General features: G+C 30.1%; 22 protein-coding genes. 5 read left to right on the forward strand and 17 right to left on the reverse strand.

The window, feature by feature from the left end; genetic code table 11:
* Positions 1-138: 138 nt before the first annotated feature.
* The 3 genes from BCB68_RS02250 to BCB68_RS02260 all read right to left on the reverse strand — a co-directional run bounded on the left by BCB68_RS02250 (position 139) and on the right by BCB68_RS02260 (position 4,885).
* Positions 139-1,557 (reverse strand): NADP-dependent glyceraldehyde-3-phosphate dehydrogenase, encoded by a 1,419-nt coding sequence (locus BCB68_RS02250; protein ID WP_094079352.1) that lies wholly within the window; start codon positions 1,555-1,557, stop codon positions 139-141.
* 291 nt (positions 1,558-1,848) lie between these two features.
* Positions 1,849-4,353 carry a DegV family protein gene (locus BCB68_RS02255; protein ID WP_094079353.1) on the reverse strand — a complete coding sequence of 835 codons (2,505 nt, stop codon included), beginning with the start codon at positions 4,351-4,353 and terminating at the stop codon, positions 1,849-1,851.
* A gap of 34 nt (positions 4,354-4,387) precedes the next feature.
* Entirely contained in the window at positions 4,388-4,885 is a 498-nt protein-coding gene (locus BCB68_RS02260) for a KdsC family phosphatase (protein ID WP_094079354.1), read from the reverse strand.
* 184 nt (positions 4,886-5,069) lie between these two features.
* On the opposite strand from BCB68_RS02260, the gene BCB68_RS02265 reads away from it, so the two are divergent.
* Both BCB68_RS02265 and tpx read left to right on the forward strand, forming a co-directional pair.
* Positions 5,070-5,441, forward strand: a complete 372-nt coding sequence (locus BCB68_RS02265; RefSeq protein WP_094079355.1) for an ArsR/SmtB family transcription factor — start codon at positions 5,070-5,072, stop codon at positions 5,439-5,441.
* A 71-nt stretch (positions 5,442-5,512) separates the two neighbouring features.
* Positions 5,513-6,028, forward strand: a complete 516-nt coding sequence (gene tpx / locus BCB68_RS02270; RefSeq protein ID WP_094079356.1) for a thiol peroxidase — start codon at positions 5,513-5,515, stop codon at positions 6,026-6,028.
* A 134-nt stretch (positions 6,029-6,162) separates the two neighbouring features.
* Here the strand turns inward: tpx and BCB68_RS02275 are convergent, their stop codons facing one another.
* The 12 genes from BCB68_RS02275 to BCB68_RS02325 all read right to left on the reverse strand — a co-directional run bounded on the left by BCB68_RS02275 (position 6,163) and on the right by BCB68_RS02325 (position 16,525).
* Positions 6,163-6,558, reverse strand: a complete 396-nt coding sequence (locus tag BCB68_RS02275) for an adhesion protein FadA (RefSeq protein WP_094079357.1) — start codon at positions 6,556-6,558, stop codon at positions 6,163-6,165.
* Between the two features lie 2 nt (positions 6,559-6,560).
* Complete coding sequence (locus BCB68_RS02280; RefSeq protein WP_094079358.1) at positions 6,561-6,995, reverse strand: adhesion protein FadA; 435 nt, start codon at positions 6,993-6,995, stop codon at positions 6,561-6,563.
* Between the two features lie 252 nt (positions 6,996-7,247).
* Positions 7,248-8,558 carry a phosphopyruvate hydratase gene (gene eno / locus BCB68_RS02285; protein ID WP_094079359.1) on the reverse strand — a complete coding sequence of 437 codons (1,311 nt, stop codon included), beginning with the start codon at positions 8,556-8,558 and terminating at the stop codon, positions 7,248-7,250.
* Positions 8,559-8,733: 175 nt separating this feature from the next.
* Entirely contained in the window at positions 8,734-8,994 is a 261-nt protein-coding gene (locus tag BCB68_RS02290) for an HPr family phosphocarrier protein (RefSeq protein WP_094079360.1), read from the reverse strand.
* Between the two features lie 308 nt (positions 8,995-9,302).
* Positions 9,303-9,428, reverse strand: a complete 126-nt coding sequence (locus tag BCB68_RS10825) for a zinc ribbon domain-containing protein (RefSeq protein WP_335621991.1) — start codon at positions 9,426-9,428, stop codon at positions 9,303-9,305.
* A 36-nt stretch (positions 9,429-9,464) separates the two neighbouring features.
* Positions 9,465-10,400 (reverse strand): transposase, encoded by a 936-nt coding sequence (locus BCB68_RS02295; RefSeq protein WP_237048684.1) that lies wholly within the window; start codon positions 10,398-10,400, stop codon positions 9,465-9,467.
* A gap of 3 nt (positions 10,401-10,403) precedes the next feature.
* Positions 10,404-10,802, reverse strand: coding sequence for an IS200/IS605 family transposase (gene tnpA / locus BCB68_RS02300; protein WP_094079361.1), 399 nt, complete (start codon positions 10,800-10,802; stop codon positions 10,404-10,406).
* Between the two features lie 170 nt (positions 10,803-10,972).
* The gene (locus BCB68_RS02305; RefSeq protein ID WP_094079362.1) at positions 10,973-11,899 is read right to left on the reverse strand and encodes a transketolase family protein; all 927 of its coding nucleotides are present in this window, start codon (positions 11,897-11,899) and stop codon (positions 10,973-10,975) included.
* A gap of 12 nt (positions 11,900-11,911) precedes the next feature.
* Positions 11,912-12,721 carry a transketolase gene (locus tag BCB68_RS02310; RefSeq protein ID WP_094079363.1) on the reverse strand — a complete coding sequence of 270 codons (810 nt, stop codon included), beginning with the start codon at positions 12,719-12,721 and terminating at the stop codon, positions 11,912-11,914.
* Between the two features lie 20 nt (positions 12,722-12,741).
* Complete coding sequence (locus BCB68_RS02315) at positions 12,742-14,055, reverse strand: MFS transporter (protein ID WP_094079364.1); 1,314 nt, start codon at positions 14,053-14,055, stop codon at positions 12,742-12,744.
* 56 nt (positions 14,056-14,111) lie between these two features.
* A complete protein-coding gene (locus tag BCB68_RS02320) occupies positions 14,112-15,068 on the reverse strand; it encodes an alpha/beta hydrolase (RefSeq protein ID WP_094079365.1) in 957 nt (318 codons plus the stop codon).
* 68 nt (positions 15,069-15,136) lie between these two features.
* Positions 15,137-16,525: a tRNA(Met) cytidine acetate ligase gene (locus BCB68_RS02325; RefSeq protein ID WP_094079366.1), complete on the reverse strand. Its 1,389-nt coding sequence runs from the start codon at positions 16,523-16,525 to the stop codon at positions 15,137-15,139.
* Positions 16,526-16,752: 227 nt separating this feature from the next.
* Here BCB68_RS02325 and BCB68_RS02330 point away from each other — a divergent pair, with 227 nt between their 5' ends.
* From BCB68_RS02330 to BCB68_RS02340, 3 genes are all read left to right on the forward strand, one after another.
* Positions 16,753-17,478 carry a type 1 glutamine amidotransferase gene (locus tag BCB68_RS02330; protein ID WP_094079367.1) on the forward strand — a complete coding sequence of 242 codons (726 nt, stop codon included), beginning with the start codon at positions 16,753-16,755 and terminating at the stop codon, positions 17,476-17,478.
* A gap of 109 nt (positions 17,479-17,587) precedes the next feature.
* Positions 17,588-18,433, forward strand: coding sequence for a hypothetical protein (locus BCB68_RS02335; RefSeq protein ID WP_237048685.1), 846 nt, complete (start codon positions 17,588-17,590; stop codon positions 18,431-18,433).
* Between the two features lie 15 nt (positions 18,434-18,448).
* Positions 18,449-18,757, forward strand: coding sequence for a thioredoxin family protein (locus tag BCB68_RS02340; RefSeq protein ID WP_094079368.1), 309 nt, complete (start codon positions 18,449-18,451; stop codon positions 18,755-18,757).
* 95 nt (positions 18,758-18,852) lie between these two features.
* On the opposite strand, the gene BCB68_RS02345 is transcribed toward BCB68_RS02340, so the two are convergent.
* Positions 18,853-20,121: an alpha/beta hydrolase-fold protein gene (locus BCB68_RS02345; RefSeq protein WP_094079369.1), complete on the reverse strand. Its 1,269-nt coding sequence runs from the start codon at positions 20,119-20,121 to the stop codon at positions 18,853-18,855.
* Between the two features lie 85 nt (positions 20,122-20,206).
* On the reverse strand, positions 20,207-20,941 hold the full coding sequence (gene pflA / locus BCB68_RS02350) for a pyruvate formate-lyase-activating protein (protein ID WP_094079370.1): 735 nt from the start codon (positions 20,939-20,941) through the stop codon (positions 20,207-20,209).
* Positions 20,942-21,131 lie beyond the last annotated feature (190 nt).

Here is a 21,131-nt window from a genome sequence, read left to right on the forward strand (position 1 = left end):
AATACTAAATATATTTTCTTATTTTTATATTAGTTTTATTTCAAATTTAAAAAAATTATTTTTTTAAAATTTTTTCAAAAAAAACTGCTTCGAGAAAACTTTAAACTTTCCCAAAACAGTTTTATATGTTTTTTTTAATTAATAATCAAAAACAATTGATTTTATTTTTGTCATACTTTCAATGCTGTATTTAATCCCTTGCACTCCAACTCCAGAACCTTTAATTCCTAAAAATGGGAAATTGTCTGGTCCTCTTTGAGTTTTGTTATTTATATGAACTGTCCCAACTTCAAGTCTTGAAGCTATGTCAAATGCTTTCTGATAATCTTTTGTGAATACTGAAGATTGCAATCCATATTCAGATTCGTTACATATTTTAACAGCCTCATCTAAGTCTTTTACTCTTATTATCGGTAAAACTGGACCAAATGGTTCTTCCCAAGCGATTTGCATATCAAGTGTCACATTATCAAAAACAACTGGCCACAACAAGTTTTCTTCCATTTTTACTGGATTTAACGGAATTGCACCTTTAGCCAAAGCATCTTCCATAAGCCCTTCGATAAAATCTGCAGCTTTTAAATCAATTAAAGGAGTTATGTCCGCATTGTCAAATGGATTTCCAACTGTAAGTTTACTTACATTTTCTTTGATTAATCTAGCTAACTCGTCCGCTACTTCTTCGACAACAAGCACCCTTTTAATAGCGGTACATCTCTGTCCAGAATAGCTAAACGCTCCACTTACAATATCCTTTGCAGCTTTTTCTAAATTGGCATCTTCAGCAACAATAGCTCCATCTTTTCCACCTAATTCAAGTAAAATAGGTTTCATTCCAGCTAATTCCCCAATTCTTTTACCTGTTTTAGTACTTCCAGTAAAATTGATGAAATCTACAGCTTTGTGCTCAATTAAATAATCTCCAATTTCAGAACCTTTACCTGTCACTGTATTTAATACTCCTGCAGGAATTCCAGCTTCTTTAAACGCTTTCGCTAGCATAAGTCCACTTATTGCTCCTTGTGTTGGTGGTTTAAACAATACAACATTTCCACCGATTAATGCTGGCGCTATTTTTGAAGCTGATAAATTTACTGGATAATTAAACGGCGCGATTGCAAGTACAAGTCCTACAGGTTCTCTTCTTACCATCGCAACTTTTCTGTTGCTAGCCGCTTCAAAACTTCCACCTTCCACTATTTCTCCGACTGTTCTAAGTCCTTCTTCAGCTGAATATCTAATCAAATCAGCTGTTCTCACAACTTCTCCAACTGCTGACTTATACCCTTTTGCAACTTCTTTTGTTAAAATTTCGCCAATTATTTCTTTATCTCTTTCCAAAATGTCCGCCGCTTTGTACAAATATCTTGCTCTTTCCACAGCTGACAAATTTCTCCAACTTTCTAGCGCTTTTTTTCCAGTTTCCATTGCAATATCCACTTCCTCTTTGGACATTGATGGGATTGTCCCGATTTCCTCATTATTTATTGGGGAATAAACAGTAATTTCTTTTGCTGAATGCACCCATTCCCCATTTACTAAATTTTGATATTTCATAAAAACCTCCTTATTTGTTTTTTATGTATTTTGTAAGCTCTCAAAATCTAATTGAAGTTATATAATTTTTTATTTTCATACAAATTTTTACATTTTATTTACCAAAAAAATCATTTTTTGCTTCAAAAATTTTTCACTTTGAAAATTTTTAATTTTTTCACTTATTCGCTTGTGAAATCTAAACTTACTAAAAATTTTCAATAAAATTTAGATAACATCATTATAGCACATTTATTTTTAAATTAACATAGTTTTTTAGAAAATATTTTGAATGTAAAATATTTTTTTATTTTAACTAAGTCTAGGAAAAACAAAAAATCCATAAACAGGTCCTGCATGTGCACCAATTACCGCGCCAATTTCTCTATTTAAAATAAGTGTGCTCATTTTAGGATTACCTTCAACTTCTGAATAGACTTTCATTACACTATCTAATTCAGTTTGAGTTCCACCCCAGCCACTCATAACTATTATGCTTTGTCTTTTACTTTCTCTTTCTATATATTTTTCAATATATTTTTGTGCATTTCTTTCACCCAGCACTTTTTTCTCAACGGCAATTTCTCCTTGACTAATTGTCAAAATTGGTTTCATATTAAGCGCTCCAGCTATTGTAGAACTTGCTTTTCCAATTCTTCCGCCTCTTTCTAAATATTTTAATTCAGGAATTACCATAAGCAGCTTTCCTTTATTTTTGAAATTATTTATCCAATTTACGATTGTTATAAAACTTTCGCCTCTTATAGCTTTTCCCGCAGCTCCTAGCACTAAGAACCCTTCTAGTAATGAAACTCCCATACTGTCTATTAATTCGATGTCATTTTCCCTATTTGTAAGACTTCTTCCAACTTTTGCCGCCTGTATTGTTCCGCTTAATTTTGAAGAAGCGTGAATTGAGATTATTTTTTTGTATCCTTTTTCAAAAAGTCTATTGTAAGCATTTAAAAACTCTTGTGGCGATGGCTGAGAAGTTTTTATATTCGCATTTTTCCCAAGCATCTCGTGCCAAAATTCTGATGTTGTCACTTCAACTCCATCTTTTAAAAGTTCTCCATTAATATCAATTTTTAGTGGAACAATTTTTATTGGCAATTCTTCTATATCTTCTTTTGTCAAATCTGAAATTGAATCGGTCAAAATCGCTATTTCAGGCATTTTTGGATCTTTATTTTCCAAATAGATGTAATAAAAATAATTATTTTGATTTCCTTCAATAGTCACTATTTTCATATTTTTTAATTTAGTCTCAATACTTTTTTTAGAAACCTCATCTCTTTGGTTTCCAGTTACAACTGTCGCTGTAATCGTATTTTCAGTTACCAATTCATCAAGCATTTGATTTACAAGTTCATCCAAAGTTTTTTTAGAATATTTTATTTTCCCGTTTACAAGCCCAATAAAATCATCTTTTTCAATTGTCAAGCTCTCAATTTTCGTATCTCTTATAGCTTTTGTGATTTCAATCGAATAGTTTCTTTTAACGGCCTTTCTTATTTCTTCAACTCCGTCTTCTTTATTTTTCAAGTAATAATACCCTTCCAGCATTGTTTTTGTTTCTTGCACGATAACTGTTTTTTTGGATTTCTCAGCCGCTAATTTTGCCGTTGTAATGACATTTTTATTATTTGGCAAAATATAAATATTTCGTTTTTTAACTTTTTCAACTGCATTTAATATTTCCTGAACGCTCGGATTTTTACTTTGTCCACCAAGTATTACAACATCAGCTCCCAGCTTCAAAAACTCTTCTTTTAAATTTTCCGTGTCTGCCAAAATTACAAAAGCATTTTTTGTTTTATCAACTTTTGAATTTTCAAATATTTTGGCTTCATCTTTTTCGCTAAAAATTTGTAAATTATCATGCTGCAATCTCATATTTTCAACTTTCATTTTTTCAAGTGGACCATATTCCAACGCTATTTCAAAAGCTTTTCCTGGATGATTTGTGTGAATGTGTGTTTTAAACTTTTTGGAAGTTTGAGCAAATACCGCTGAATCTCCCAATTCTAACACTCTTCTTTTGTATTCTTCCGTATCAAAATTTCCATTTAAAATTATAAATTCTGTACAATATTGAAAACGTATGCTTTCAGGGTCGTGGTCAATATTTGCTATCGTTTTATCAAATTCAGTTTCTTTAACTTGCGACTTTTGCAGCTCAACCAGCAGATTTAATTCAGTCGTAACTTTGTAAAATCCTTCAAATAAAAAGAAAAGTCCTTTTCCACCAGCGTCCACCACTCCCGCTTCCTTCAATTTTGGCAATAGCTCTGGAGTTTCTTCCACAGTTTTTTTCCCAGTTTCAACTATTTCTTTCAAAAATTCAACTAAATCTTCCATTTTTTCCGAACATTCCACAGCTTTTTCAGATATTTTTCTTATAACCGTAAGAATTGTTCCTTCTATAGGCTCTCCAACTGCACTATAAGCTGTTTTTTTTGCATTTACCAGCGCACTTGCGACATCTTTTGGAAGTAATTTTTTCTTTTCTCCTATTCCACGAAGAAATCCTGTTATCACTTGTGACAAAATTGTTCCAGAATTTCCTCTAGCCCCCATAAGCACCGCTTCTTCAACCGTGTCAATAAATTCTTTCATAGTTATCTTTTCACTTGTCTTTTGCTCTAAATCGGTTATCATAGAATTTAGAGTCATCGCCATATTACTTCCTGTATCTCCGTCTGGAACTGGGTAAACATTTAACTCATTTAACAGCTCTTCGTGTTTTATTACCCATTTTCCTCCGCCAATAAATAGCATTTTCAGTCTTTTGGCGTCTAAATATTTAATTGCCATCTTTCCCTCCTAAAATAATTTTTTTATTTTTGTTTTAAATTAAGCATACTTCTAAAAATTTTTCATATAAATTTTCTTTTTTCAAAATGACTTCAACGAATTCTCTCACAGCTCCATTGCCACCTTTTTTTGCAGAAACAAAATCAACTATTTCTAAAACTTCATTTACAGCATCTGCCGGTGCCCCAGAAAAACCAACTTTTTTTATTATGTTTATATCATTCAAATCATCGCCCATATATGCAATTTCTTCACTTTTTAACCCAGTTTTGTCCATTACTTTTTTTAGTACATCTTCCTTTTTATCAACTTCAAGAAATAAATGTTTCATTTTTAGCTTTTTCGCACGATATTCCAGAAGTTTTCCGTTTCCACCAGTAACTATACCAAAATCAATTCCTATTTTCCTGGCGTTAACAATGATATAACCGTCTTTTACATTAAATTTTTTTGTCACATTTCCATCATTTCCGTGATAAACTCCGCCATCTGTAAGCGTTCCATCAACATCTAACAAAACTAATTTTATCATATTTTTTTACCCCATTATTTTTTGATAATATTATTAACATTAATTATTATACCACAATAACATTGATTTATACAATAATTTTTCAATATTCTGACAAACTAACATAATGAAAAAATATTTTTTGTTGAAAATATTAAAAAAACTGTATATAATAATAATTATGAAAACTTGGCAAGGAGCGAATATGAAAAAAACAAAAGAAGAACTTCCTATTTGTGAATCAAAAGCTATTCACAATGAAACTATACAAAAAGTAAAAAAAAGTTTTCCAAAAGAAGAAATAATAACTGATACTGCAGACTTTTTCAAAGTTTTGGGCGATGCTACAAGAATGAAAATATTGAGTGCACTATTTCGAGAAGAAATGTGCGTCTGTGACATCGCAAACTTACTCGCTATGACACAATCAGCGATTTCACATCAACTGAGAGTCCTAAAACAGACAAGACTTGTAAAATATAGAAAAGAAGGAAAAGTTGTCTATTATTCGCTGGAAGACGAACATGTAAAACATATTGTTGAAGAAGCGATTTCACATATTTCAGAAAAAAAATAATCTTGAAATCATTTTAAATATGTGCTAATATTAATTAATGAAAATAAGAAAGGAAAGAAGGGAACAGAAAAATGAAAGAATATAAAAATAAAGTTACATTTTTTAAAAATCCAGTTACATTGGTTGGAAATGAAGTAAAAGTAGGAGATAGTGCAGTTGACTTTACTGTTTTAGCTCCAGATTTAAAAGAAGTAAAATTGAGCGACTACCGTGGAAAAGTTGTTGTAATCGCAGTATTTCCATCAGTTGACACAGGAGTTTGTGCATTACAGCTGACAAGATTTAATAAAGAAGCTGCTAGTTTTAGTGACGATGTGCAACTGCTTTCAATCTCGGTTGACTTGCCTTTCGCACTTGGAAGATATTGTGCTGACAAAGGTATTAAAAATGCTCTAACTACTTCAGACCACAGGGAATTAGACTTTGGTCATAAATATGGATTCGCAATAAAAGAATTACGATTACTTGCAAGAGGTACTGTTATCATCGACAAAAACGGTATCATAAAATATGTTGAATATGTTCCTGAAATCAGCGAACATCCAAACTATGAAAAAGCACTTGAAGTAATAAAAGAATTAGTTTAAAAAATTAAAAAAAATACCTTCTTTTTGTAATAATAAATTGAACAGTTATTACAATAGAAGGTATTTTTTTATAATATTAAAAATTTTTACACATCCAATAAAAAAATGTCTCCCTTTTGGGAAACATTTTAAAATTATCTTAATGATTTTAATAATTCAAAATTATCAATAATTTTTTGTTGATTTTCTATTTCTTTAGCTATTTGATTACTCAAAGCTTTATATTCTGAAGCTTTTGTTTTGAATTCTTTTCCAAAAATACTTGTTTGTGCTGATGATTCAATTGTAGAAATTCTTTCATCAATTGTTGCTTGTATTTTTGAATATTCGTCTATTTTTTGTTGAGCTGCTGCTGCTTTTGCTTCTTCTTGAGCAAATTTTTGGTCTTCCATTTTTTGCAAATCAGTTAATTGTTTTTCTAAGTTATTTAAACTGTTTTCAATTGAACTTGTACCTTTTTTATCAGTAGCACCAAATGACATACTACTTATTGCCAATACTCCCAATAAAATTGCTAATTTTTTTTTCATTCTTATTCTTCTCCTTTCAATTGTTCTAACGCTTGATAATTTTCAACTACATTTGACAATTTTTTAATTTCAGAATCTAAAGCTTTAACAACATTTTTATATTCTTTTACGATTCCAGCATATTTTGCTTTGAATACTTTAGAATTTTCTGCACTTTCAATTTTTGAGATTTTTTCTTCGATTTGAGATTTTAATGCTTGTTTTTCTTCAAGTTGTTTAGCTGCGTTTTCTGCATTAGCTTTAATTTTTCCAAATTCTTGGTTTTCCATATCTACTAATCTCGCATATTCAGCTTCTAATTGATTAAATCTACCAACTAATGTCTGTGCTTGTGCTTTTGTTGCTACTTTTTTCCCAGGTTTTGTTTTTGCAGTTTGTGTATTAGCAGAAAATGACATCATACTTAAAACTACAAACAAAATTCCAACTTTTTTCATTTTTGCCTCCTAAAAAATTTATCTTTATTTTCTATTATTATATATTATTTCTCAATTAATGTCAATTTTTATTTAAAAAAAATAATTTAACTAAGTTTTGAACTCCTCTTTCTCTTTTTTTCAAAGAAAAATTTTTGAAAATACTTACTTTTTTTAAGTCAATATTTTGTCAAAACCTTCGAGTAGTCCCAAACTTAGTTTGTAAGAAATTATATTAATTAACTTTTTTCATTTTTTCAATTTTTATAACAACTATTTTAATCTAATGTTATAAAATGCTTTTTTACCTTCGTAAATAGCTTCATCAGCTAAATCATCTTCAATTCTCAATAATTGGTTATATTTAGCCATTCTATCTGTTCTCGAAGCAGATCCAGTCTTAATTTGTCCTGCATTTGTAGCAACTGCAATATCAGCAATTGTATCATCTTCAGTTTCTCCTGATCTGTGAGATACTACTGCAGTATATCCTGCTTTTTTAGCCATTTCGATAGCGTCTAATGTTTCAGTTAAAGTACCAATTTGGTTTACTTTAATTAAGATTGAGTTTGCGATTCCTCTTTCAATTCCTTCAGCTAATCTCTTAGTGTTAGTAACGAATAAATCGTCTCCTACTAATTGTACTTTATCTCCAATAGCGTCAGTTAATTTTTTAAATCCATCCCAGTCATCTTCAGCTAATCCATCTTCAATTGATACGATTGGATATTTAGAAGTTAAATGTTTGTACCATTCGATCATTTCATCAGAGGTTCTTACAACTCCACCTTCTCTTTTGAATGTATAAGTGTAAGATCCGTCAGCGTTTTGAGTAGCAAATTCAGATGAAGCAGCATCCATTGCGAATGTAACATCTTCTCCTAATTTGTATCCAGCAGCTTCAACAGCTTGAGAAATTACATCTAAAGCTCCTTCAGTACCGTTAATGTTAGATGGTGCATATCCACCTTCGTTTCCTACGTTAGTAGAATCTCCATTTGCTTTTAAGATTTTTCCTAAGTGGTGGAAAATTTCAGATCCCATTCTTAAAGCTTCTTTGTAAGTTTTAGCTCCTACTGGTTGTACCATAAATTCTTGAACGTCAACAGCCGAATCTGCATGAGATCCACCATTTAAGATGTTCATCATAGGTACTGGTAATTCTTTAGCATTTACTCCACCTAGGTATCTGTATAAAGGTATACCCAATTGGTTAGCTGCTGCTTTGGCTACTGCTAATGAAACACCTAAAATAGCATTTGCTCCCAATTTCCCTTTATTTGGAGTTCCATCTAATTCGATCATAGCTTTATCAATTGCAACTTGATCTAATGCATCGAATCCGATTAAGTGTTCAGCAATAATTTTGTTTACGTTTTCTACTGCTTTTAAAACACCTTGTCCTAAATATCTAGACTTGTCTCCATCTCTTAATTCAACTGCTTCATGTACTCCAGTAGATGCTCCTGATGGTACAGATGCTCTTCCCATAGCTCCACCTTCTAAGAATACTTCAACTTCCACAGTTGGGTTTCCTCTTGAATCAAGTATCTCTCTTGCATAGATATCTTCAATTCTAGTCATTTCTAATTACCTCCATATAATTTATTGTTTATTTAACTTTCTAAACCTATTATATCATATTGTTCACTTATTTTCAAAAAAAATTTTTAAATTTTTTTATTTAATATTTTTTAAAAAAAACTACCTTAAAATATATCTTAAGATAGTTTTTAATAATCATGTAAAACATTACCGATTAATCTCTAATAGTTGCTAATAATTCTCCTAAAACTTCAACTGCTTGATCAGCATCAGGACCTTCTGCATAAACAGTAACTTCAGAACCATTTTTAATTCCAATAGATAATAATTTTAATAATGATTTTCCGTTAACTCTTTTTCCATCATTTTCTACTTCAACTGAACTTTCAAATTCTTTTGCTTTTGCAACAAATACTCCACCTGGTCTTGTATGTAGTCCTGTAGGATTTGTCATAGTAACTGTTTTACTTGCCATTTATTTATTCCTCCTAATAATATTATTCTTACTATAATTTTACAACAGTTTTCTTCATTTGTCAAATATATTATTCTCATATTTTTAAATTTTTTAAATAAAAATTTTATTATTAATTTAATTCTATTGTTTACAGTGTATTTTATTCTAAATTTAAATTTATATCTATATTTATATCTATTTGTTCTATTTTAGTGAACTACTCCCGCTTTTAGAAGCGGGCGCTTCTTGGGAAGTATCTGCTTTTGCTAGCCAAATATATTTACCAAGCTCTTCGGTCAGTCCCTGCCCTGTTTTCTTTTATTTTTCTAATATCCCATTATTTCTTTTCCAACGTTTCTTATATTCAATGCCGCATTGTAATCTCTATCAATTTCAATTCCACAACACTCACATTTATAACTTCTTTCTAATAATTTCAGTTCCTTTTTAATATTTCCACATTTACTACAAGTTTTCGACGACGGAAACTACTTATCTATCTTCAAAAATTGTTTCCCTAAAAACATCAGTTTATACTCAAGCATCTTCAAAAACATTCCCCATCCATTATCTCCTGCACTTTTCCCAAAATTTAATGCCTGGCTCATCCCTTTCATATTCAAATCCTCAACAACCACGGCATTATAATCTTCAGATAATTTTTTCGATAATTTATGCAAAAAATCTCTTCGACAATTTTTGATATACTCATGCAATCTTGATATTTTCTCTTTTTGTCTATACCAATTCTTAGAAAATTTCACTTTTCTTGACAATGATTTCTGTAATTTCTTCAATTTTTTCTCCAGCATCCTAAAATATCTTGGATAATCAGCCCTTTGGTTTTCAGAACTGACAAATAATTCAGGCATTGAAAAATCAAGCCCAATTACTTTATCGCTACTTGGTATTTTTTGAATTTCTTTTTCAAATTCCGCCAAAACAGAAACATAGTAATTTCCATTACTGTTTGTCAATGTTACCGACTTTATTCCGTAATCCTTCGGTATTTCTCTATGATATTTCAATTTTACTTTTTTCAATTTTGGCAAAACCAAATATTTGTTTTCCTCAATTCGTATCGAATTGTTCACACAATTTGTCATATAACTTTTAACACTATTCTTTTTAGATTTGAACCTTGGAAACTTTGCTCTCTTCTGAAAAAAATTCGTAAACGATCGTTTTACATTCAATTGAGCATTTGAAAGTGCCAGACTGTCAACTTCTTTCAAAAATTGATTTTCACTTTTCAAACTGGCAGGTGTAATTATTTTATTTTTTCCAGTTTCTTCATAAATTTTATTAGCAGTATACAAAATTGTATTGTAAACAAAACGAACACATCCAAAAGTCTTGTTTATCAACAATTCCTGCTCCTTATTTGGATAAATTCTGTATTTGAATGCTAAATTATATTTCATAAATTACACCTCCTTTTGATTTTGAATATATTTTTTAATTATCTCTAACGGTGCACCTCCAACACTTACAACTAAGTAACTTCTACTCCAAAAATATTCTTTCCACAATCTTCCCCTTATTTCAGGAAATTCTTTTTTTATCAACCTGCTGGAAGCACTTTTGTAAGTATTTACAAACTTAGAAAGTTCAGTATTAGGCATAGCATTAATCGACATATGAATATGATCAATATCATGTTCCCATTCTTTAAGAACAATGTTATACTTCGGACATATTTTTTCAAAAATCTCTTTCAATCTATTAGAAATTTCATCATTAATGACTTCTCTTCGATACTTTATACAAAAAATCATATGATAATTTATATCAAATACTGAATGATAATTGCTATTATATGACATTATTATTACCTACTTTTATATTATTTCACTGAGTAAATTATATCATAAATATATCCTTTTTTCAATTTTTTTTACAAAAAAAAGCAATTTATCTCCCACTTGTAGAAAGCCTACGACTTCTTGCTATCTTTTATTAAATAAAGAAATAAAAATTTTTATTAGATTATAGATTATATATTTCTCAAAACTATTTCTACAATATCTTTCGCTCTCAACTTGTAATTATCAAGCATTGTTTCACCATCGGCACTTTGTCCAAATTCGTCATTAATTCCGTGTTTTATAACTTTTGTTGGATAATTTTCTGATAAAAATTCTGACACGGCACTTCCAAGTCCTCCGATTACTGAGTGTTCTTCACTTGTTACGACAAATTTACATTCTTTTGCGGCTTTTAAGATTGCTTCTTCGTCTAGTGGCTTGATTGTTGAAACATTGATTACTCTTGCTTTGATTCCTTGTTCTGCCAATTGTTTTGCAGCTTCGGTTGCTTCGTAAACCATTAATCCAGTTGCTAAAATTGCTACATCATTTCCTTCTGTAAGTGTTTTTGCTTTTCCAATTTCAAATTTGTAACTATCGTCAAATAACACAGGGATATTTAATCTTCCCAATCTTATGTAAACAGGCCCTTCGTATTTTGCAGCTGCAAAAATCATTTGTTCAGTTTCCACTGCGTCTGCTGGACATAAAACTGTTATTCCTGGAACCACACGCATTAATGCAATATCTTCTACCGATTGATGTGAAGCTCCGTCTTCTCCCAATGAAACTCCTGCGTGAGTGGGACAAATTTTTACATTTAATTTAGGATAAGCCACGCTATTTCTAATCTGGTCGTATGCTCTTCCCGCTCCAAAAAGTGCGAATGTTGAAGCAAAAGGTATTTTTCCAGTTGTTGCAAGTCCAGCTGCAGTTCCTATCATATCAGCTTCTGCAATTCCTACATTTATATGTCTATCTGGAAATTCTTTTTTAAAAAACGCTGTCATTGTCGATTTTGACAAATCCGCTTCCAACACTACTATATTTTCATTTTCTTTTCCTAATTTTACCAAAGCTTCCCCATAAGCCTGTCTTGTTGATTTTTTTTTCATTATTTATCCCTCCTACTTTAATTCTTCCATTGCTTGCTTGTATTCTTCGTCATTTGGAGCAGCTCCGTGGAATCCTGCGTTATTTTCCATAAACGAAACTCCTTTACCTTTTATGGTATTTGCAACTATTAAAGTTGGTTTTCCTTTTACAGTTTTAGCGCAATCCAATGCCTTAATAATTTGTTCATAGTTGTGTCCATCAATTTCAATCACATTCCAGTTAAATGCCTCAAATTTTGCTCCAACTGGTGCAACATTCATTACATCGGCTACATTTCCATCAATTTGTAAATTGTTGTAGTCAACAATTGCGACTAAATTGTCCAATTTATAATGGGCGGCTGTCATTGCAGCTTCCCAAATTTGACCTTCTTGCAATTCTCCATCTCCTAAAATAGTGTAAACTCTGTAATCTTTTTTGTAAATTTTTGCGCTTAGCGCCATTCCGTTTGCAGCTGACAGACCTTGTCCTAATGAACCTGTAGACATTTCAACTCCTGGTAATTTTTTCATATCTGGATGTCCTTGAAGCGGTGATTGCCATCTTCTAAGAGTTGGGATTAATTCTTTACTAGCATATCCTTTTTCAATTAATGCCGCATAAAGAGCAGGCGCAGCGTGTCCTTTACTTAAAACAAATCTATCTCTATCTTCCATTTTAGGATTTTTTGGATCAACATTCATTTCACTCCAATAAAGTACTGTTAAGATTTCCACAATTGAAAGAGAGCCACCTGGATGTCCAGATTTTGCTCTATAAATCATTTCAACAATGTCTTTTCTTAAATTTTTTGCTATTTCTTGAAATTCTTTAATTTCCATAAAAACCTCCATGATTTTTTTTAATCTTCTTTATTTAAATTATAAAAAAACAATGATATTAAAAATAATACTAGCGCCACTACTAGCGATGCTTTTACACCAAATGCAGTCGCACCCTTTAACTGACCAGTATTTCCAAATGTCAATACAACTGCCTGAATTACTTGCTGAACAAGAAATGCCAATTTTAAAAACATTCCCTGTATTCCAAACATAAATCCTTCCAAACTCGTCTTTTTAATCTTTGAAACTTTTACAGAAAGTTCGCTCAACATTGCCTGTGGAAAAATAAAAGCTGCTCCACTCAGTCCCATTCCACAAATTATAAAAAATAAGTAGGAAAATCTGTAGGAATTTTCATTTATGAAAATCAAACCAATTGTTCCGATAATTAAAAGTATCATATCTAATACCAATATTTTTTTATATGAATATCTTTTTCCCAATTTATTTGTTACAGGAAAAAATAGCCCTGCTACTCCAAATAAAATAAGAGTTGTTACTGTTAAATAGCTCATTTCTCGCTTCATAACAAGGGAAATATAATAATTCATCACTCCACGCAAAATGTTAAATCCTGAAAAGAAGAAGAAATATCCTAAAAAGTATAAAATTATCTCTTTTTCATTCATTTTTTTTAATGATTCAAAAAAACCAGCAGATTTTTTATGTTTAACTTCATTATTTTTTGAAAACTTTTTTTCATCCAGCAAAAATACACACGCATAAACTCCGATTACAGCCAAAATAGAAATTAAAATAACTGTCCCTCTTATCCCAGTTTCAGTATTTGTTCCACCTAGCTTGGAAATTAAAATTCCTGGCAAAATCATTGCTATTCCAGTAAATATAAGTCTAAAAGTTGATTGAGAAGTCGATAAATTAAGCCTTTCGTTCTTGTTGGACGCTAAATCAGGAATTAACGCATTATACGGCGCTGCAACTAAAGTGTAGGCAGTAAAATAAAGTCCTCCAATTACTGATAAAAATATCAATGTGGCAATTTCAGAACTTTTAGGCGGGAAAAAATACATAATTGTAAAAATACCAAGTGGTAAACCACCTAACATCATAAAAATCGACCTTTTCCCATATTTTGATTTAGAATTGTCAGATAAATATCCCACAACAGGATCTGTTATCGCATCAATAATTCTTGCAATAATAAATGCGATTATTAGCGACTTTGATGTCAAAAGTGGCGTTAAACTCTTGTCGTTTGACGGTGGCAGATAATAATATTGAAGCCATTGGTTGTAAATTTGGTCTATCATAAAATATGATACACCAAGTCCGTATATAAAATAATGTCTTTTTTGCAGTTTAAAATTCATAAACCGTTTCCTTTCTTATCTTAAAATTCTTATTCTTAACTGGATTTTTTATCTTTTTAATTTTTTAAAAATTCTCCTACAGTTTTTGTATATTCGGCAGTGCATTCAGGTTCTGCATAAATTCTTGTGTGAGCACCTTTTTCAAAAATTTTTAGTTGTATTTTTTCAAAATTTGCAAGTTTGTTGTATTCTCCCATAAGCATTCCATAAGTGGTCGCTTTGTCATTTTTTGACTGGATTATAAGCGTCGGTATTCTTTTTAATAAATATGAAAGCCTTAAATTTTCAAGATGATTTCCGACTCTTAAATTAAAAATTCTTATAACTATGCTCACAATAAATTTGGGAACTCTTCTTTTCTTTGCATCCGATTTTATTCTTTTTTTCACATTGGAAATAGTACTGTCCAAAATCATTTTTTCTATGACAATCCCTTTTTTTCTAAGTGCTGACTGATAATATTTGGAAACAATTGCTGAACCCATTCCACCTTGCGAAAATCCATATAAAATAAAATTTTTCTTGGAGTATTTTTCAGAGAGCATCTCCATTGTATGAAAAATATCTTGCGCAAAATTATAGCCCATTTTTGTCCTTGCCACATCAGACATTCCTGAGTTTCTCAAGTCTGGAATAAAAAAATTATATTTTTTATCTAGTCCTGTATCTTTAAATATTTGTAAATACTGGATTGAAGAAAGTCTGTTAACTCCTCTTCCGTGAGAAATTATTACAGTTTTTTCTGCTCCTTTATTTTCTATGTACCAGCCATACAACTGAATTTTCCCCGATTTATAGCCAACTTCTTCGTAACCAAAACCGTAATCCATTGGATTTGCTTTATTTTCAATATTATATTTTTGTCTTAACTTTTTACTGTCATAAACTTCTTCAAGAGTAACTCTTGGATATTTTTCAATCTGATTTATAAAATATCTAAGCGATACATATGCAATCAAAAACAAAAATATCAAAAACAACACATTTATCGCTATTAATACTTCTATTGCCATTTTTATCCTTTCTGTTTCTTTATTTTTATTATTTAATTTATTTTTTTATTATATTTTTTTTAGTTTTATTAAAAAAAATTTTTTTTATAAACAATTGGATTCAATTTTTCTCTTTTTCCTAAAAATAATTCTTTTAATAAAAATCCATTTTTCTCAATTTTTATTTTTTCAAAAAAATTTTCTTGAATTTTAAAATTTTTTATATTTTCTTTCTTTTCTATATTTTCTGAATTTTCTGAATTTTCCATATTCCCATTATTTTCAGAAAAACTTCCAAATTTTTCAATATCCTTCCAATTTACAAAAATATTCTTTTTCTTAAAACTATTTTTCCCCTCAATATCTTCAAAATTATTATTTTCTCGAATTTTCTTCAAATATTTCTGTCCTTTTTTATCAAATCCCAAAATTCTGACATAATTTATCTCAAAATCCATCATTTCAGCCTTTATGTTTAGCAAAATATTTAAAATAATCCGCTCCACACGCCTATTTGACAAGTTTCTTGACTTCGTATTTTCCAAAAATTCCCTATAATTTTTTGAAATTGCCGCTCCCCTATATATTCTAGCATAAATTTCATAATTAATGTCATAAATTTCCATTATTTTTTCTTTTTTTTCAGTCAAAATCTTATATTTTACGATTTTAAAGATTTCTTCCTTTAGTTTTTGAAAATTAATTCCATTTTTTATTTTAAATTCTAAATTTTCAAGAATTATTTCAAAAGACTTTTTTGGCACAAATTTCTGAATTTTTTCCAGCTTTTCCAAAATAAGTTTTTTAGATTTTAAATTTTTATCGCCACAAAATTCTTCTAATATTTTTTCCAGTTCATTCCGTAAAAACGAAGCACTGGCAAACTCTTCCCTCTCTTTTTCAACTTTTTCTTCATTATATTCTGAAATTTCCCTTTTTACAATAAACGGCTTTATTTTAAGATTACTTTTCTCAATCTCACGCATATATTCCAAAGCTAAAATATTATTCGATTTCACAATTCCATCCAGTCCATATTCCTTCAATGCCAACCTTTGAGAAGTGCTGTAGCTGTTGCCCTTTTTCATATATTCCATAAGTTTGTCCTTATAATCCTGCTTTTTCTGTAAATCAAGCACCTTTTGCAAAACCTCAATATTTTCCTCCTCTGCTCCAAAAACCTGAATATCCATTCCAAAATAATCCAAAATTCGTGTCGCCATCTTTGAAAAAATCTCAGCATTTTGAATCGAATAGTAAAGTGGAAGCTCCGTAACTAAATTAACTCCATACTCTAAATTAACCTGCGCTTTTTCCCATTTATCCAAAAACGAAATTTCTCCCCGCTGAACAAAATCCCCACTTATTACAACAGCAATAAAGACATCTTTACCAAATATTTCCCTAACTTTCCTGATTTGATACAAATGTCCATTGTGAAACGGATTGTATTCAGCTACAATTCCTATTTTTAACAATTTTTTCTCCTAAAAACTTTTCTTATTGCTACACATATTATATCATATATCCACCTAATTTTTATAAGTTTTTTTATTTCTTTCTAAAATTTCTTAAAATTCCTTATTTAAATCCTTTTCTTGAATTTTTTTGACGAAAATTATATAATGTATCCAATCTCTTTAATATTAAACTTAAATAATATTGAAATTTGAATAAAAATCTAAAATTTAAAGGAGCACAAAAAATGAAAATACACTTTATATTACACGAAACATTTGAAGTCCCAGGAGCTTATCTTGCTTGGGCAGCAATTTCTGGACACGATGTCACAATGACAAAAGTCTATCAAGATGAAAAGTTACCTGAAAATGCCGATTCATTTGATTTTCTAATAATAATGGGAGGTCCTCAAAGTCCAATTGGAGATAATAGCGAGTTTCCTTATTTTAATCCAAAAGATGAAATTGATTTGATTAAAAAGGCTATAAAAGCTGATAAATACATAGTTGGAGTTTGTCTTGGAGCTCAACTTTTAGGAGAAGCCTATGGTGGAACTACAGAAAAAAGCCCTTCTTGCGAAATTGGGAATTTTCCAATTGAACTAACCGAAGCTGGATTGGAAGATGAAAATATTAAACATTTTGGAAAACAAGCGACAACAGGACATTGGCACAATGATATGCCAGGACTTCCTGATACAGCAAAAGTTTTAGCAAAAAGTAAAGGGTGTCCACGACAAATTATAAAATACAGCAAAAAGCACTACGGCTTTCAATGTCATCTTGAATTTACAAAAAAAGTTGCAGAATTACTAATTGATTCAGATAAAGATCTTGAGAAGAAAAGCCAAACTTTACCTTATGTTCAATCACCTCAAACAATCCGTGATAACGATTACAATGAGATGAATAATCTTCTTTATGAATTTTTGGATAATCTTACAAGAGAAGAGAATAAAATAAAAATATAAAAAATCAGATTTATTTAAAATATTTTTTAAACCTTGTTTTTATACTATTTTAGGGTATAATTATAACAAATAAAAGTAATCTAAAATAGGAAATTCAGGAGGTTTTGTTATGATAAAAAAAATATTTTTTTTAATTTTTATAATATTTTGTTTTAATATTTTTTCTAATACAGATTACAGTACGTCTGATTCTAATTCTGACGTTTCAGTTTCAGAGCAAAGTACTTCTGATTATGATTCTACTAATATTAGCTCAGACTACAAAACTTCTGATTCTAGTGATAGTATTGGTGTTGTAATTCTAATTCTGATTTTTCTTATACCGCTATTTGATTCTAAGCCTAATGTTAAACCTAATGTAGATTATAATGTTTTTGTAATTTTAGATAATAACACAACTACAAATGTTGAAAATATTTCAAAAAAATTAAAAGAGAATGGAATTGAAAGCCTTTATGAAAAAAAATATATAATACAATTAACACTTTATCTTACAAAATATAATATGAATAATTTACATAAAATTAAGGAAATCATTGAAAAAATTGCAAATCAGACAAAATCTTTCAATGTAGAGTTTTACAGGTTGAGAAAAACAGATAGAAAATTACTTGTACTAGATGCTAAAAACAATGAAAATATACAACAACTAGCAGATGAAATTACAGTCAATCTGACTAAATATCATGCAAAAAATATAAATGTTCCTAATTGGATAAAATATATTCCAGAAAGAGAAAAACTTTTCAAGTTATACGGTTCGTCAGATGTATTTACAAATTTTGAACCATATATACCTTTACTTTCTCAAGTAAATTTATCTCAAATACAATCGTTTATTTCAAAATATAATTTTAATCCATTTAAATCCAAAGCTATTGGTATCGGAATCGCTCAAGTTGACGATTTAGGACAAGCAAAAAATATAATTTATTCAGTAAAATTTAAAAAATAAAAAAGCGAAAATTGTATGAAAAGACTTGGAAACTATGAGGAAATACTAAATAAAATAAAAGAAGAAAAATATTTTTTATTATATGTTTCAATAAATAATTGCAATATTTGTCAGATTGATATGCCAAAAGTTGAGAAAATTGTTAATGAACAAAATTTTACTGCTTATCATATCGAAGCATCTGAAATTCCTGAAGCTGTTGGACAATTAAGCCTATTTTCAGTCCCAGTAGTTATTCTATTTTATGAAGGCAGGGAGATACATAGACAGGCTAAAATCATTGATTTTGATGAATTAAATTATAGAATGGAACAGATTACGTGAAAATAAATAAATTAAAAGAGAACGGGTATGTAATATTTGAGGTTTATACAAATTTATTACATACCTGTCATACCTTTTAAATAAACATTTTCTTCCTATTTTCTTTTCACCGAATTTCTTTTCTGCCTGAATAACCATTCCATGGCAGGTTTCATATAATATGCGTGCTGCCAGGTGTAACGATGATTTCCATTTTTATAGACTGTATAATAAATATTATACTGACTTGATATCTTACTTTGAACTTCTTTATTTATTTCATTCTGGTTTTTTTCTGCATCAATAGTCATTCTTTGTACTTTTGCTCCATTTTTTTCCAAATAGTCAGATATTTCAGTCAAACTTGGATAAGCTCCAGGATCTCCTTCAGAAGCTACAAACCATATATTCTGGTCTTTCATTGGCTCTGTTACATTTATGTCCCATTTACTCGCAACAATATATGAACCGCCAAATAAATCAGGATATCTTGAATCCAATGAAATGGAAGACATACCACCCATTGATTGTCCTGTATTGTAAATTCTGTCTTTATCTATCGAATATTTTTCAGTCAGGTCATTTATCAGCTCAACTGTTCTGTCCAGTTCAGGACCGTATTCATAATTATCATTTACCGTTACTACTTCATATTGCGGTGCCAGCACAAAACTTGGATGCTTTTCCTGCCATTCAGGAGTTGCCCAGACTGTAGCTCCATTTCCCTGACTTAATGTATATTTCGTTTCTGGTGATACTGCTCCTGCATCATGCATAAATACAACCAACGGATATTTTCTAGATGGGTCATAATTTTTAGGTATATACAGATTATATTTTAAAGTTTTTCCATCTTTCCTGGTAAACTCAAATTGTTTGAAATTTTCTATTATTAATTGCCTAGTTTTTGTTGAAACCTGTTTTTCTTCAGGAAGATATACTTTTCCATCTATATTTCGTATATTTCCTATCTGAGTTACTTCTGCTGTAATTATTTCCAGCGGTTTTGGATTCCCCTTACCTCCCAAGATAGGACCTTTTTGTCCTGTAGCTTTCTTTTTTTCAATATCTTCCTTTGAATGATCACTTGCCTGTGCTACCATTGGAAGTCTTTTAAGCTCTAAAATTACATATTTTCCAGCCTTTGATTTTTTCCCATTTTTTTCATTTTGTTTACTTACATAAACTTTTTCAATATCTCTTCCTTCAACCTTATAATCTGAAGCTGAAACTGAATTTCCAAGAATTTCCTTGTCATATGTCAACACAACAGCTGATAGTTTTTCCCCATCTCCAAACGTCTCTGTTACAGCTTCTACATTTTTTATATTTCCTGCAAAAGATAAGCTTGCAATTCCCAATCCTAATACCATTTTCTTAAACATTCTCTTCCTCCATTCTTTTCTTTGAGTAAACTATATCATTCTATTGTGGCATATTTGTGTTTATTTCATTTGAATTTCCTTAATTTTATTTATCTAACATTTTTAAACCATAAGATCTAAAAATATCTTCAGCCTTATCAATCAATTCTTGAGTTGGAGTCGGCGTATCTTGTAATTTATACACTTTTTTCATTTTTTCCCACTTTGATTTTCCCATTTGATGGAATGGCAATATATCCACCCTTTCCACATTTGTAAGCTGTGACGCAAATTTTGCCCAGTCGTGCAGATCTTTTTCATCATCAGAATATCCTGGAACTAATACATATCTTAACCAAGCTGGTTTATTTATTTTCTTCAGATATTTTGCAAATTTTAGCGTATTTTCCAAATCTACAGAAGTCAATATTTTATATTTTTCAGGATTTATGTGCTTAATATCGAGAAGCACCATATCCACAAGCTCCAACACTTTTTTCGCCTTTTCATTAAAAATATATCCAGATGTGTCAAGTGCCGTATGAATCTTATTTTCACGGCAAAGTTTAAACAATTCCATCAGAAATTCAGGCTGCATCAAAGGTTCTCCACCAGACACAGTAACTCCGCCAGTTTTTATAAATCCCTTCACTTTTAAAATTTCCTTCATAACTTCCTGTGCAGTCAGCACCATTTTTTTATCTTCAATTTTCCAGGTATCAACATTATGGCAATATAAACATCGCAAAGGACATCCCTGTAAAAACAGTACAAATCTAATTCCCGGTCCATCTTTTGTCCCAAAAGACTCAAATGAATGTATATATCCTTTTACTTCCATATAAATTCTCTCTCTTTCTCTCTTACTTTTTTTAATATAAACTCAATATAAAATTTAATATAAATATTTATTTTATATTTAAATAATAGAAAATAATGCCGCATAACTCATATTTTTATGAAACTATGCGACATTTTTCATATTTTAACAATTTATTGAATTTGCTTAAATTGAATTTGTTTAACAGCTA

Origin of the sequence: Leptotrichia sp. oral taxon 498 (assembly GCF_002240055.1) — a bacterium.
GTDB classification, from domain to species: domain Bacteria; phylum Fusobacteriota; class Fusobacteriia; order Fusobacteriales; family Leptotrichiaceae; genus Leptotrichia; species Leptotrichia rugosa.